Source organism: Bradyrhizobium sp. 147, assembly GCF_023073935.1.
Classification (GTDB): Bacteria; Pseudomonadota; Alphaproteobacteria; order Rhizobiales; family Xanthobacteraceae; genus Bradyrhizobium.
The window spans coordinates 106,379-121,199 of sequence record NZ_JADPKL010000020.1 but is presented as its reverse complement, the minus strand read 5'-3'; the positions used below and the strand labels follow the sequence as shown (position 1 = coordinate 121,199).

The following is a 14,821-nucleotide window of genomic DNA, read 5'->3' as shown; positions in this document are numbered from 1 at the left end:
CGGCCAGACTCACATCTGAACTTCGATCAGGCGCGGCCCGGGCTCGGCGACGGCTTCGGCGAGCGCCTTGTTGAACTCGTCGGCATTGGTGACGGCACGGCCGGGGACGCCCATGCCCCTCGCGAGCGCGACGAAATCCAGCGTCGGACGATCGAGCCGCAGCATGTCGTTGGCGCGCTGGCCGGGCTCGCCGGCGCCGACATTGTCGAACTCGCCGCGCAGGATCTGGTAGATGCGGTTGGCGAACACGATGGTGACGATGTCGAGGTTCTCGCGGGCCTGCGTCCACAGCGACTGGATCGTGTACATCGCGCTGCCATCGCCGACCATGGTGATCACCTTGCGATCCGGACAGGCGATTGCGGCGCCGATCGACAGCGGCGTCGAGAAGCCGATCGAGCCGCCCATGTTCTGGAGCCAGTCGTGCGGGGCGGCGGCCGCCGTCGGCGGGAAGAAGCCGCGGCCGGTGGTGAGGGATTCGTCGACCATGATGGCGTTCTCGGGAATCGCACAGGCGATCGCCTGTGCGATCGAGGCAAAGGTGAGCGCGCCGGTCGGCTTGACCAGTTCCTGCAGAGCCTGCGGCTTGACGTCCGTGACGCTGGCCTTTACGGCGCCCGCAAGCGCTTCCAGTGCGGCGACCGAGTTCTCGCCCCAGGAGGTCATGCGATGGACCTCGCAGCCCTGCGGCTTGAGCATGCTCGGCTTGTTCGGATAGGCGAAGAACGCCACGGGATCGTCGGACTCGACCAGCACGATGTGACGGAATTTTGCCAGCATCGGCAGCGCCTGCTCGATGACGTAGTGAATGCGATCGATCGAGAAACGGCCGCGGCCGCGCGCCATCTTGGGACGGAAGGTCGGGCCCATCACCGTGCATCCGGTCTTGCCGGCGATCCGCTCGGCGAGCGCCAGGCCCTGCTCGCTCAGCGCGCTGCCGGTCATCAGCAGCAGCGTGCCCTCCCCGTCGCCATGCAGGATCCTTGCGGCCTGGTCGACCGCCTGCGGCGAATAGCTCGCCCGCTGCTGCTCGGCCGGAACCTCGGCGATGCCGTCGGCCTCGTTCCAGGCGGTGTCGGCGGGCAGGATCAGGGTGGCGATCTGCGGCGGCGCGCTCTTGGCGGCGGCAATCGCTGCGGCGCCGTCGGCGGCGACCGATGTGGAATCCGGCGAGGTGCGGACCCAGGACGACATCGGCCGGGCCAGGCCCTCGATGTCGGAGGTCAGCGGCGCGTTGTAGCCGATGTGGTAGACGGCGTGCTGGCCGACAATGTTGACGATGCCGGAATTGGCCTTCTTCGCGTTGTGCAGATTGGCAAGGCCGTTGGCGAGGCCGGGGCCGAGATGCAGCAAGGTCGAGGCCGGCGTTCCCTTCATGCGGAAATAGCCGTCGGCAGCCCCGGTGACCACACCTTCGAACAGGCCGAGCACGCAGCGCATGCCGGGCACGCGGTCGAGCGCTGCGACAAAATGCATTTCGGAGGTGCCGGGGTTGGTGAAGCAGACGTCCACCCCGCCCTTGACCATTGTCCGCACCAGGCTTTCCGCACCGTTCATCCCAAGGCTCCCACGACAGGCATTGTCCAGATATCCGTGCGATCAATCATTGTTCGCGCGTTCCGTCAAAGCAATAGCCGCCATCGCCGCCCTGCCCGGCGTAACGATGCGCCGGCTTGGCTAATTCTTTTCGGCAAATGGGCGCGGTTGCCGATTTGGTAACGCCAATCGTTAAGCATGGCGTCCCTCACGCGGCCGTGGCTTGCGAAATGCCCGCAAATATGGCCTCTGGCTTCCATTGAATCGATTTTTTGTTGGGGGAGACAATGATCCGGTTTTTTGCCGCGCCGATCGCCGCCATGGCACTGCTGTCGGCCATGGCAGGAGGCGCGCTCGCCGAAGAGTTCGACTCGCGCGACATCATGGGCGGCGGCCCGAACTTCTTCCGTTCCGGCGCCAATCCCGTCCCCCGCACCACCGTCATCTATAACGGCAATTACGCGCCCGGCACGATCGTGGTGAACACGAGCGAGCGGCGGCTGTATCTCGTGCTCCAGAACGGCCAGGCGCTGCGCTACGGCATCGGCGTCGGCCGCGACGGCTTCCGCTGGGGCGGGGTGCACAGGATCACCGCCAAGAAGGAATGGCCGGACTGGACGCCGCCGGCGCAGATGCTGGCCCGCCGGCCCGATTTGCCGCGCCACATGAAAGGCGGCGTCGAAAATCCGCTTGGCGCGCGCGCGATGTATCTGGGCTCGACGCTGTACCGCATCCACGGCTCCAACGAGCCGGAGACGATCGGCCAGGCCGTGTCCTCGGGCTGCTTCCGCATGACCAATGAGGACGTCACCGACCTCTACAGCCGGGTCGCGGTCGGCACCACCGTGGTGGTGCTGAACAACTAGGCTGCCACAGAGGGAACCCGCAGGGCGCGTGAATTTGTGGGCTTGTGCGCGCGACGCGAATGCGGCAGCGTCGCACGACAATGAGCGCATTGAACCTGACCGCGCCCGCCGTCCGCGCCGCCGTGCTGGCGCTCGCCGCGCTCACATTGGTGCCTGACACCGCGACCACGGCCCGAGCGGGCGAACTGCCCGCGATCGCCTCGCGCCAGCGCTCCGAGAAGAAGAGCTTTACTGACGGCGAGATCGTTGACGGTTTTCTCAAGACGGCGTTCGGCGCCGAATATCACCTCGCCGGCCGCGTCGACCGCATCCGCAAGTTCGACGGGCCGGTGCGCGTGTACGCCGAGAGCGACCGCGCCGACCGCAAGATGCAACTCGCAAGGGTCGTGACCGACATCGCCGCCCGCGTGCAGCATCTCGACATCGCCATGACCGACACCAATGAGGCGGCGAATGTGCGGGTGAAGCTCGTGCGCGATCGCGATCTCTACCGCACCCTCACCAGCTTCTACGGCGCCGAGAAGGCGCGCGAGATCCGCACCTCGCTCGATCCGCAATGCCTGTCCGGCTTCCGCAAGAACGACAATTTCGAGATCGAGCATTCCGACGTCATCCTCACCGTCGACAACGGCGATTTCGTCTTCCTCGACTGCGCCTATGAGGAGCTCTTGCAATCGCTCGGGCCCATCAACGACACCACCAGCGTGCCGTGGACGATGTTCAATGACAACGTCTCGATGGGCTATTTCGACGTCTACGACCAGTACATCCTCAATCTGCTCTACGACCCCCGCATCAAGCCCGGCATGACGGTGCAGGAGGTCAAGGCGGTGCTGCCCCAGGTGCTCGCCGACGTGCGCACCTGGGTGAAGCGGGTGAACGATCTGAAGGAATGAGGCGCTTCTTACCATTCCCTGGAGAGCAGGCAATCGCATATGGGTTTTTGGGCGGCGAATGAGCACGCGCCTCGTCCTTCGAGACGACCGCTTCCAGCGGTCTCCTCAGGATGAGGCTAAGCGGCATCGGTGCTCGTTGAAACTGCGGCCGTACACTCCGTCCTCATCCTGAGGGCCCGCCAAAGGCGGGCGTCAAGATCGCGCCCTCACACCTTCCTTGCTCTCGTCATCAGATATTGCTGGCGCATCACGTTGTTGCCGGCATCGAAATATTCCGAGATCAACGCCTCAAACTCGGCCCGGAAGCTCCTGAGCTTGTCCGGCTCGTCCTTGTACTGGGCGACGAGCTTGATCAAAGGCCCGATCGTCGTTTCCATGGTGCGGCGGAAATGCTGCGGGCTGAGTGCGGACGGCGTCATCATGTCCATCTCGAAGGAGATGTCCTGTGCTTTCCCGGCGAGACGCTCGGCGACCGTTTTCGGATCGCCCCACAACACCGGCGACGCCATACCCTCGGGCGGCGGCAGATGGCGGCCGATCAGCGCGAACATCCGTCCGACATAGAGATGTGGCGGCCAAGTGGAGAAAGCGATGGTGCCGCCGGGCTTCAGCACCCGCAGCATCTCGCCGATGGCAAGGTCGGGACGCGGTGCAAACATGTGGCCGAACTGGCTGAGCACCACGTCAAACTCATTGTCGCCATAGGGCAGGCTTTCGGCGTCACCGTCAGCGAAGTCGATATCGAGGTTCACCAGCTGGGCGTGCTCGCGGGCGCGCTCGATCAGAACCGGCGACAGATCGAGACCCCTCACCTTCGCACCGCGGCGCGCGGCCGTGATTGCGACCACACCCGTGCCGCATGCAACGTCAAGCAACCTTTGGCCGGCGACGACGCCGGCAAAACCGACCAGCTTGGCGGCGGCCGGTGTGGTGAACACTTCCATCGGGGTGAACAGCGACCAGGCCTCCTTCTGAACGGCCTTGAAACCTGCAAACGGATCCTGCGCGGTCATGGAACTCTCCTTCTCGAGCTCGATGTTCATGAGGCTGACGACGGACGCCGAAGGTTCAACGCGCTCACCGAAACCTTCTTCCCGTATGGTCCGCCTTGTCCGTCCATCCTTGCAAGGCTCAGCGGCACGAGGAACGTGGATGCGCGGGGCAAGGTTGGGCATGACGATCCCACTGCAACAGTCTAGCCTCGCGCGGGCCCGCTGCAGGCTCAATAGATCGAAGACTATTGCACGAGATCGGCAACGGTGGTGGCGGCTTTCAGGCCGGTGCCGGTGAGGACGGCGACCGTGGTCTCGTTCGCCTTGATGGCCCCGGCAGCGGACAGTTTTTCCAGCGCGGCAGCTGCGCTGGCGCTGGTCGGCTCGGCAAACAATCCTTGCCGTGCAAGACGCCGCAGGGCAGCAACGATCTCGTCCTCGGTGAGCGCGACGGTGCCGCCGCCGCTTTCGCGCAAGGCGCCGATGATCTCGCGCAGGCGCAGCGGATTCTTGATGGCGGTGCCTTCGGCGATGGTCTTGTGCACCTCGCGCGCGACAGGCGTATCGACGCCGGCCTGGAAGCTTGCATCGATCGGCGAGCAATTTTGCGGCTGCGCCGCGAACAGGCGCGGCAGCTTTGCGATCTGGCCGGCTTTGCGCAGCTCGCGGAAGCCGAAGGCGCAACCGAGCAGGCTGCTGCCGGCACCGACCGGGACGATGACGTTGTCGGGCGCGCGGAAGCCGAGGTCCTCCCAGATCTCATAGGCGAGCGATTTGGTGCCTTCGAGGAAAAACGCTGCCAATTGTGGCTGGCATAAAACGTCTGGTGCGACTGGCGGATCGCCTCGGCCTCCGATTCCTCGCGCGGGCCATCGACGAGCTGCACCGCGGCGCCATAGGCGCGCACCTGCGCGATCTTGGCCGGCGAGGTCGAGGCAGGCGCGAGGATCTTCACGCGTAGGCCGCCGGCGGCACCCAGCCCGGCCATGGACGAGCCGCCATTGCCTGAAGAATCCTCCAGCACCGCATTGATGCCGATCTGGCGCAGGAAGGACAGCATCACGGAAGAGCCACGGTCCTTGAAGCTGCCGGTCGGGTTGAACCATTCGAGCTTGAACAGCGGTCGCAGTTCGCCCCAATCCTGCTGGACCAGGGGCGTGCAGCCCTCGCCGAGCGTGATCGGCTTTGCGATCTCGACCGGCAGCGCCGCCCGGTAACGCCAGAGCGATCGCATGCGGCCATCGATGTCTTCGCGCGACATGCCGGCGCCCGGCGTCACCAGCAACGGCGTGCGCTCGTCCGAGCACCAGCGCGGCCGGTCCAGCGGATAGAGCTGTCCGTTGCGGGGGTCGATGTAGCTGGCGGGCATGGCAGTCTCCAAGGCAAGGCGATCCTACGGTTGGGCTGAGTCAAGGTTTTGTCGAGAACGTGTCGTCCGCATAGCCAACCCATTCGGCACCCCTTGAAAACATGAAAATTGGAAATATTTCAATCTCTTAAACTGGCCGCAGAGGTAGATCGGCCGGGTCCGCCAACGCGGGCGCGCGGTGCCAAAGGCGGCGCTGCTGGCGCGTTGACGACGGGAATTAGGCACGAAGGGGCTCTGCCCGCCCGGCACGATTAACTTGTCTGTCGTGCCTCGCCGCTACAATATGTTGGATTGAGCTCGCGTCGCCGGTGTCCTCGACTGGCAACGCGACCGAGCCAGGCCCGTCCGAGCGGCGGGCCGTTGGCTTTTTGGGAGCCTGGACATGAGCCGCGCGAACCGAACCGACCACATCCGCCTGACCTCCCATCCGGAGCCGGGCCGGAAGGCCGCCTTCCCGATCCATTGGGGCGCCACTGAGGCGCGCGCCCGGGGTCCGATCATCGGCACGGTGTCGCGCGCTGGGGATCGCAACGTGATCGGCAGCCATGGCGGATCCTACGCGATGTACCGGGCACTCGCGGTATCCGCCGGGGCGCTCGATCCGATCCGGCGTCCTGACCTCACCAACACATTTCCCGCCGCGACCATTGGTCCGTTCCCGCAATGGAATGATCCCACGAAAATCGTCGCGCTCGATCCGTGGGGGCATCTCGTTGCGGAAAACTTCCGCCAGGAGATCGCCGAGGGCTTCGACATCAGGCCGAGCATCGCGGTAACCCGCGCGCGACTGGACCTGCCGGAGATCCGCGAGGCGCTGGCGGCAAAGCGGCTACGCGCCGACGGCGAGGTCGTGCACGCCAATGGCAGCGTGTCGGTGGTGAAGATCGCGATCGATCCGGTGTGGTACCTGCCGGGCCTCGCGACTCGCTTCGGCACCGGCGAGACCGAGCTGCGGCGCACGCTGTTCGAGCAGACTGCCGGCATGTTCCCGGAGCTGGTGACACGGCCGGACATGAAAGTGTTCCTGCCGCCGATCGGCGGCACCACGGTGTACTTGTTCGGCGATGTGACAAAACTACCGGACCACCGCACCAAGATCACCTGCCGCGTGCATGACGAGTGCAACGGCTCGGACGTGTTCGGGTCCGACATCTGCACCTGCCGGCCCTATTTGATTCACGGCATCGAGGAATCCGCGCGCGGCGCGCAGGAGGGCGGGCTCGGGCTCGTCGTCTACAATCGCAAGGAAGGCCGCGCGCTTGGCGAGGTCACCAAATTCCTGGTCTACAACGCGCGCAAGCGCCAGGAGGACGGCGATGCCGCCGCCGCCTATTTCGAGCGCACCGAATGCGTCGCCGGCGTGCAGGACGCGCGCTTCCAGCAATTGATGCCGGATACGATCCACTGGCTCGGCTTGACCCGCATCGACCGCTTCCTGTCGATGAGCGACATGAAATACGACGCGCTGACCTCGCAAGGCATCGACATCGTCGAGCGCGTGCCGATCCCGCCGGAGCTCATTCCCGCCGACGCCTATGTCGAAATCGCCGCGAAGAAGGCCGCTGGCTATTACTCGACCGAGATCGCGCCGGAGAAGGACGTCAACGACGTGGTCGGGCGTTCGCTGGAAAAATACTGATCGCGCAATGGTGGAGGCTTTGGAACGAGGGGCGCGCGCGCTGCTCACTGCGGCGGCGGTCCGCGCGCGGGCCGCGCAGATGCTAGAGATCGGCCTTGCCGGCGGCCTCCAGCATTTCACGATCGATCTCGACCGTATGGACGGCGTCGCGGAGGCCGTGCTCGCGGTGACGCGCAAGGCCTATACGAGGCTGGACATTCCCTTCCATGCTCGATGGCGGCATTTCGTGCTTGGCGGCGTCGATCGCTGGGCGGAGCTCGCGGACGCTACGTCCTGGCCGGATCGCGCGGCGCGGGCGCGCGCGGAGTTCGACCTCGCCATCGTCAGCGTGCTGCTCGATGCCGGCGCGGGTGCGGCGTGGCGCTATCGCGACGCGGTGACAGGAGAAAGCATCGGCCGGTCCGAGGGGCTTGCGATTGCAAGCCTTGATATGTTTGCGGGCGGCCTTTTCTCGCGCGATCCCGGCGCGCCGTTCAGGGCCGATGCGGACGTGCTTGCAAGGCTGCCGCGCGACAGGCTCACATCCGCCTTTCAGGTCGGCGATGCCAATCCGCTGCTTGGACTCGAAGGGCGCACGGATCTGCTGCGCCGTCTGGGCAAGCTGGTCGCAGAGCGTTCGGAGGTATTCGGTTTGAACGATACGCCGCGGCCGGGCGGCCTGTTCGATCACATCGCCGCGCAAGCCGTGGGCGGCGCGCTTCCCGCGCCCGCCATCCTTTCCGCGGTGCTGGACCAGCTCGGACCAATCTGGCCGTCGCGGCTGGAACTCGCGGGCATTCCGCTTGGCGATTGCTGGCGTCACCCGGCGATCGAGGCGGACGACGCCACCGCCGGTCTCGTACCGCTGCACAAGCTGTCGCAATGGCTGAGTTATTCGCTGATCGAGCCGCTCCAGCGCGCGGGCTTCGAAGTGACCGACATCGACGGCCTGACCGGGCTCGCCGAATACCGCAATGGCGGCCTGTTCGTCGATCATGAAGTGCTGCGTCTGCGCGATGCCGCGGATGCCGCGCGCGCGCATGCCGTGGATTCGCTGCTCGTCATCGAGTGGCGCGCGCTCACCGTCGCCCTGCTGGACCGGCTGGCAGAGCGCATCCGCGCCAAGCTCGACCGCACGCCTCAGACGTTACCGCTCGCCAGCATTCTGGAAGGCGGCACCTGGGCCGCGGGCCGCGCGATCGCCTTTGCACGCCGTCCGGACGGTTCGCCGCCGCTCAAAGTGATCAGCGACGGCACGGTTTTTTAATAACCCTCTCCCCTTGTGGGAGAGGGTGGCTTCGCGAAGGCGAAGCCGGGTGAGGGGTTGTCTCCGCCGGCACATCCCTCATCGAAGCTTGTGGAGACGACCCCTTATCCGGCGCTTCGCGCCACCTTCTCCCACAAGGGGAGAAGGGAAGAAGAAGAGCATCCCATCATGGAAGGCGTCACGATCGTCGATCATCCGCTGGTGCAGCATAAGCTGACGCTGGTGCGGGACAAGTCCATCTCGACCAAGTCATTTCGCGAGCTGATCAAGGAAATCGGCATGCTGCTGTGCTACGAGGTGACGCGCGATCTACCGCTCGCCGACACGGTCATCGAGACGCCGCTGGCAATGATGCACTCGGCCAAGATCGCCGGCAAGAAGCTGGTGTTCGTGCCGATGCTGCGCGCCGGCACCACCTTTGTCGACGGCATGATGGATCTGGTGCCGACCGCGCGCGTCGCCCATATCGGGCTCTACCGTGAGCCGCACAGCTTTGCCGCGGTCGAGTATTTCTTCAAATCGCCGTCCGATCTCGGCGAGCGGCTCGCGATCGTGGTAACGCCGGTAGTCGCCACCGCCAACACGGCCGTCGCCGCCATCGACCGGCTGAAGGAACGCGGCGCCAGAGACATCCGCCTCGCCTGCCTGATCGCCGCGCCGGAAGGCCTCGAGCGCCTGCGCGGACTGCACCCGGACGTTCCGATCTGGACGGCCGCGGTGGACGAAGGCCTCGACGAGAATGGCTTCATCCTGCCCGGCCTTGGCGACGCCGGCGACCGCGCTTACGGAACGCGGTAAGTGCTACGCGCACATTAGGAACAGCTTCCGTCGCGCGAGGTTCTCCTGCTCTAGCATGGAGAGCACGATGACCTATCAGAATGATGACCGCAGAACTGACCGTGCCCGCCGCAACAGCCCGGTGGGCTGGGCGATCGGCGCCATCTTCGTGATCGCCGTGATCGCAGCCATCTTCTTCTACAATGGGCGCGAGGTCGGTCAGCAGACCACGACATCCAGCCCGAACAATGCGCCGAACGTCACCACTGGCTCGAACCCGCCGGCGGCGCCGGCGAAGTAAGCCCCGGCGGCTCACACCTTTCCGCTGCCGCAAATCGCCTTCAGCGCCCGCCACTCCTTGTCCGTCAGCAGCGGCGGGCCGCTGGCGGGGCGATCTTCCTTGGTCATGCGCGCAAGACGGTCTTCGGTCAGCGGATGGCTGGCGAGGATCGTCATGAGACCGGAGCCGCCTTCCTTGCCGGTGATGCGGGACATCAGCTCGGCCGCGGGCTTGGGCGAGCGGCCGAGTGCGTGCATGACGTCGATGGCGAAGGTGTCGGCGCCGGTCTCGGCCTCGCGCGAATAGGAGGCTTCGACCACACTGCGCGAGGCGAAGATCACGGCCGAGGAGCCGGTGACGTCGCCGAACAACAGGCCGATCAGGAAGGAAGTGCCGCCGTTGTAGATCAGGCCACGCATGTTGTCGTGATGCTTGAGATGGCCGAGCTCGTGCGCGAGGATGCCGGCGAGCTCGTCGGGGCTTTCAGCCTTGTCGAGCAGGCCCTTCAGCACGAACACCTTGCCGCCTGGGAGCGCGAACGCGTTCGGCACCGAACTCGGCAGCACGCCCGCCGTCATGGAATCGTCGTCGAGGCCGGCAGCATCGCGCAGACGGTTGACGAGCTTTGTGAATGCGGCCTTGCCCGCGGGATCTTCGCACGCGCTGCGGCCGAAAATGGTCTTCACCTGGACCTCGGACGCATCGCCAATGCGGCGCTCGATCGGTTTCGGCACGAGCGGCGCGAGCCGGTCGGCGGCGAGCGGTACGCCGAACAGCACGACGCAGACGATCGAGACGGCGGCGGCCACCGACCAGCCGACGATCCTGGCGACGCCACGGCGCGTGGTCTGGTGCTCGTCGAGGCGCAAGCATCGCGCGGCTAGATCGGCTGCGAGCGCGGCATCACGGACCTCGAGCCGCGCGAGTGGCGGCGCGGATATCGAAGCCAGACGCAAAACCCCGGCCGGGCTGTCGGCGCGGCGGATATCGGCATAGACCCAGCGAACGGGCGCTTCGCCGTCCTCGGCGATCTCGAGCGCGTCACCGAGCGTCAGCGTCACCTGACGCTTGCGGCTCGAGACGCCGTCGAAGAAGATCGTCGGCTTTGCGGACTGCGCCGGGGCCTCGGTCAACAACTCGCTCACAGCTCAGAATCCCGCAACATCCAGTCCATCGGCAAAACCTTCGCCGAGCGCGCCAGCGAGCTCGCCGCTGCCGCGCACATCCGCCGCGGCCGCGATGTCGTGCACCTCGACAGTCTCCAGCACCTTGGCCCAGAGATCGCGCTGGAGATAGACGCGCATGACGATGTTGACGGCAAGGGCGAGCGCGAAATAGCCGATCACCATCATCACCAGCATCGGGATGCTCTTGGCAGCATTGTCCGGGCCGAACACCTCCTCCACCGGAACGCCGCTCAGCGTGACGACGAGCATGGTGGCGCCGCCAAGATAGGCGGCAAAAGCCATCGAGAGCAGCAGCCACCAGCCGATCACCTTCCAGTACAGGCCATAGAAGGCGTCATGAGGCAGGCGCGAAGACAGGCTGACGCTGCCGATACGGATGCCGTCGAGCCACCAGCCCCATTCGCGCGCCTTGAACTCGGCGTAGAAGAACGGTGCGAGCGGGAAGATCACCAGGGCGATCGGGCTGAGCAGCCACAGCCACCAGCCGCGCTTGAAGAACGTCCAGCCGTCGCCTTCGAAATCGCCGGTGAGATCGCCGTAATGGGTGTGCTGCATCTTGTAGCGTTCGAGCGCAGCCTCACGCCAGGGCAGCGCCAGGCCCAGCGTCAGGAACACGAGCAAGCCCCACAGCATGGCACGGAACGAATAGGCCCAGCCCGAGCCGTCCATCCAGAACCGCACGCCGCGCCAGACCGTGCGCGTCAGGCGATAGCGGCGCGCACGAAAAATCGCGAACTGGCCGAAGGCATAGAAGGCGATGAAGAGCGGCGCCGAGGCAAAGCCCTGCCAGCGTTCGAACTCGATGCCGACAAGGAAATAGGCGAGATAGATCGGCACCAGGATCGCAAGTGCGAACAGAAAGCCGACCAAAAGCTCCTTACCACGTCCGGTGTATTCGGCTGCATCGCCGTCGATCGCAGTGTTGGTCCACAGATGACGGCGGATGTCGGTGACGAGCCAGAACCGGTAGAAGCCGAAGGTGACAAGCTCGAGCATGGCACCCCTGGTGACCAGTTTGCGGAATTCGGGGCGGTTGCCGGTGAAATCGACCCGCATCGGCGGCAGCGGCGGCGGTATGGGTTCGGAGCCGGTAGGGGCCCATTGCATGTCGTTCACGGCGGCAACCTCGGGGTGCGGATCTGTGACGGCCAAACTATAGATCAGAGGTTAGTCGATCCCCAAGGTAACCGGGTTCGATTTACCTCGATTCCAGTTGGTTTCTTGCACAATTCCCCACTGAGCGGCGTGCGCGAGGTCACGTTCGCGTGCCAGCGTCACGTCCGCCCGACGCTCTCGGGAAGGTTGGATGTGGCAAAACTCTCCTTGCCCCGGCGTAGACAACCGGCTGTAATTGCAAATCAAATACCGCAGCGCAGAATTCAACGACGCGCGGTTCACAACAGGGAGAGCGGTCATGCATGGGACCATCGAGAGCGCGGCTACGCTCGACGCGTTGCGCGAGCGCGCCACGTCGCTGCCGCTGGAGCAATTCGATCCCGGCGATCCTGAACTGTTCAGGACCGATACGTTCTGGCCCTATTTCGACCGCCTGCGCCGGGAAGATCCCGTGCACTATTGCAAGGACTCGATGTTCGGGCCGTACTGGTCGGTGACGCGCTACAACGACATCATGGAGATCGAGACCAATCATTCGGTGTTCTCCTCCGCCTCCGCGCTCGGCGGCATCACCATCCGCGACATCGATCCAGACCTGCGCCGCGAGAGCTTCATCTCGATGGACCCGCCGCGCCATGCGGCGCAGCGCAAGACCGTGGCGCCGATGTTCACACCGACGCATCTGGACAATCTCGCGCTCAACATCCGCAAGCGCTCGGCCGAGTGCCTGGACAATTTGCCGCGCGGCGAGGTGTTCGACTGGGTCGACCGCGTCTCGATCGAGCTCACCACGCAGATGCTGGCGGTGCTGTTCGACTTCCCCTGGGAGGACCGCCGCAAGCTGACGCGCTGGTCCGACATTGCCACCACCATTCCCGGTCCCGACGGCCTCGTGGCGACCGAAGACGAACGGCAGGCCGAGCTGACGGAATGCGCTGCCTATTTCTCCCGCCTCTGGAGGGAGCGCATCGCGCAGCCGCCGAAGAGCGACCTCCTGTCGATGATGGCGCATGGCGCCGCCACGCGCGACATGGATGCGAAGAACTTCCTCGGCAATCTCATTCTTTTGATCGTCGGAGGCAACGACACCACCCGCAACACCATGTCGGGCTCGATCTACGCGCTGAGCCAGCATCCGGAGCAATATCGCAAGCTGCGCGAGAATCCTGATCTGCTCGACAGCTTCGTGCCGGAGGTGATCCGCTGGCAGACGCCGCTCGCGCATATGCGGCGCACGGCGCTCTCCGACTTCGAGTTCCGCGGCAAGCAGATCAAGAAGGGTGACAAGGTCGTGATGTGGTATGTCTCGGGCAACCGAGACGAGGAGGTGATCGAGAGGCCCTACGATTTCATCATCGATCGCGCCCGCCCGCGCACGCATCTCTCCTTCGGCTTCGGCATCCACCGCTGCGTGGGCTTGCGGCTGGCCGAACTCCAGCTCAAGATCATCTGGGAAGAGATCCTCAAGCGCTTCGACCATATCGATGTGGTCGGCGAACCCAGGCGGGTCTATTCGAGTTTCGTAAAGGGTATCGAGACGCTGCCGGTGAAGATCGCCGTGTGAGTCGAAGAACTCCCCTCTCCCGCGTGCGGAAAGAGGCGAAGGAAAGATCAACTGGAGCCACGACCATGAACATCCAAGCGCCGGTTAGAGTGGACAAGGCCGAACGCATGCGCAGGGCCCGCGAGGAGGCCTATGCGACGCCGTTGTCGCAATTCCACCCCGGCGCGCCCAGGCTGTTCCAGGACGATACTTTATGGCCGTGGTTCGAGCGGCTGCGCAAGGAAGAGCCGGTGCATTATTGCACCAACGCGCCGATCGAGCCCTACTGGTCGGTGGTGAAGTACAACGACATCATGCACGTCGACACCAATCACGGCATCTTCTCCTCCGACTCCAAGCTCGGCGGCATCTCGATCCGCGACGTGCCCGAAGGCTATGACTGGCCGAGCTTCATCGCCATGGACCAGCCCCGGCACTCGGCGCAGCGCAAGACTGTGTCGCCGATGTTCACCCCTCAGCATCTGGACGAACTGGCCAAACTGATCCGCCAGCGCTCGCAGACCGTGCTGGACAATCTGCCGCGCAACGAGACTTTCAACTTCGTCGAGCGCGTCTCGATCGAGCTGACGACGCAGATGCTGGCGACCCTGTTCGACTTCCCCTGGGAGGAGCGACGCAAGCTGACGCGCTGGTCCGACGTCTCGACCGCGCTGCCCAAGAGCGGCATCGTCGCCTCGGCCGAAGAGCGCCGCCGCGAGATGGACGAGTGCTATGCCTACATGTCGAAGCTGTGGAACGAGCGCGTCAATTCCGAGCCGCGCAACGATTTGTTGTCGCTGATGGCCCATAACGAGGCTACACGCCACATGGACCCCGACAACCTCATGGGCAACATCATCCTGCTCATCGTCGGCGGCAACGACACCACGCGCAACACCATGACCGGCTCAGTGCTGGCGCTGAACGAGAACCCGGAGCAGTACGACAAGCTGCGCGCCAACCCGGCGTTGATCGATTCCATGGTGCCGGAGGTGATCCGCTGGCAGACGCCGCTGGCGCATATGCGGCGCACCGCGCTCCAAGACACCGAGATCGGCGGCAAGCACATCAAGAAGGGCGACCGCGTCGTGATGTGGTACGTCTCCGGTAACCGGGACGAGGAGATGTTCGACAAGCCGAACGATTTCATCATCGACCGCCCGCGGCCGCGCACCCACCTCTCCTTCGGGTTCGGCATCCACCGCTGCGTCGGCATGCGTCTGGCCGAGCTCCAGCTCCGCATCATCTGGGAAGAGATGCTGAAGCGCTTCGACCGCATCGAGGTGGTCGGCGAGCCCAAGCGGATCTACTCGAGCTTCATCAAGGGGTATGAGTCGCTGCCGGTGCGGATTCCGGGGTAGGATAGGCTCCGCT

General features: G+C 64.9%; 12 protein-coding genes and 1 pseudogene. 8 read left to right on the top strand and 5 right to left on the bottom strand.

The genetic code is table 11. From position 1 onward, the window contains the following. Positions 1-9: 9 nt before the first annotated feature. Positions 10-1,557, bottom strand: coding sequence for an acetolactate synthase large subunit (locus IVA87_RS04935; RefSeq protein ID WP_247307215.1), 1,548 nt, complete (start codon positions 1,555-1,557; stop codon positions 10-12). Positions 1,558-1,823: 266 nt separating this feature from the next. On the opposite strand from IVA87_RS04935, the gene IVA87_RS04930 reads away from it, so the two are divergent. Continuing rightward, the gene (locus IVA87_RS04930; protein ID WP_247307218.1) at positions 1,824-2,402 is read left to right on the top strand and encodes a L,D-transpeptidase; all 579 of its coding nucleotides are present in this window, start codon (positions 1,824-1,826) and stop codon (positions 2,400-2,402) included. A gap of 80 nt (positions 2,403-2,482) precedes the next feature. Further along, positions 2,483-3,298: a DUF2927 domain-containing protein gene (locus IVA87_RS04925; RefSeq protein ID WP_247307222.1), complete on the top strand. Its 816-nt coding sequence runs from the start codon at positions 2,483-2,485 to the stop codon at positions 3,296-3,298. A 206-nt stretch (positions 3,299-3,504) separates the two neighbouring features. Here the strand turns inward: IVA87_RS04925 and IVA87_RS04920 are convergent, their stop codons facing one another. Together IVA87_RS04920 and IVA87_RS04915 are read right to left on the bottom strand one after the other, a co-directional pair. Beyond that, positions 3,505-4,311, bottom strand: a complete 807-nt coding sequence (locus tag IVA87_RS04920; protein WP_247307225.1) for a class I SAM-dependent methyltransferase — start codon at positions 4,309-4,311, stop codon at positions 3,505-3,507. Positions 4,312-4,535: 224 nt separating this feature from the next. Next, positions 4,536-5,659: pseudogene (locus IVA87_RS04915) on the bottom strand (threonine synthase). A 382-nt stretch (positions 5,660-6,041) separates the two neighbouring features. Between IVA87_RS04915 and IVA87_RS04910 the strand changes: the two are divergent. The 4 genes from IVA87_RS04910 to IVA87_RS04895 all read left to right on the top strand — a co-directional run bounded on the left by IVA87_RS04910 (position 6,042) and on the right by IVA87_RS04895 (position 9,622). After that, entirely contained in the window at positions 6,042-7,298 is a 1,257-nt protein-coding gene (locus tag IVA87_RS04910) for a GTP cyclohydrolase II (protein WP_247307231.1), read from the top strand. 7 nt (positions 7,299-7,305) lie between these two features. Further along, positions 7,306-8,544: a URC4/urg3 family protein gene (locus IVA87_RS04905; protein WP_247307234.1), complete on the top strand. Its 1,239-nt coding sequence runs from the start codon at positions 7,306-7,308 to the stop codon at positions 8,542-8,544. A 168-nt stretch (positions 8,545-8,712) separates the two neighbouring features. Then, on the top strand, positions 8,713-9,342 hold the full coding sequence (gene upp, locus IVA87_RS04900) for a uracil phosphoribosyltransferase (protein ID WP_247307237.1): 630 nt from the start codon (positions 8,713-8,715) through the stop codon (positions 9,340-9,342). Between the two features lie 67 nt (positions 9,343-9,409). Beyond that, entirely contained in the window at positions 9,410-9,622 is a 213-nt protein-coding gene (locus IVA87_RS04895; RefSeq protein ID WP_247307240.1) for a hypothetical protein, read from the top strand. 11 nt (positions 9,623-9,633) lie between these two features. Here the strand turns inward: IVA87_RS04895 and IVA87_RS04890 are convergent, their stop codons facing one another. Both IVA87_RS04890 and IVA87_RS04885 read right to left on the bottom strand, forming a co-directional pair. After that, positions 9,634-10,746: a M48 family metallopeptidase gene (locus IVA87_RS04890; RefSeq protein WP_247307243.1), complete on the bottom strand. Its 1,113-nt coding sequence runs from the start codon at positions 10,744-10,746 to the stop codon at positions 9,634-9,636. Between the two features lie 3 nt (positions 10,747-10,749). After that, the gene (locus tag IVA87_RS04885) at positions 10,750-11,895 is read right to left on the bottom strand and encodes a YjgN family protein (RefSeq protein ID WP_247307583.1); all 1,146 of its coding nucleotides are present in this window, start codon (positions 11,893-11,895) and stop codon (positions 10,750-10,752) included. Positions 11,896-12,202: 307 nt separating this feature from the next. Between IVA87_RS04885 and IVA87_RS04880 the strand changes: the two genes are divergently transcribed. Both IVA87_RS04880 and IVA87_RS04875 read left to right on the top strand, forming a co-directional pair. Next, entirely contained in the window at positions 12,203-13,468 is a 1,266-nt protein-coding gene (locus IVA87_RS04880; protein WP_247332855.1) for a cytochrome P450, read from the top strand. Positions 13,469-13,533: 65 nt separating this feature from the next. After that, the gene (locus IVA87_RS04875) at positions 13,534-14,808 is read left to right on the top strand and encodes a cytochrome P450 (RefSeq protein ID WP_247307249.1); all 1,275 of its coding nucleotides are present in this window, start codon (positions 13,534-13,536) and stop codon (positions 14,806-14,808) included. The last annotated feature ends 13 nt before the right edge of the window (positions 14,809-14,821 follow it).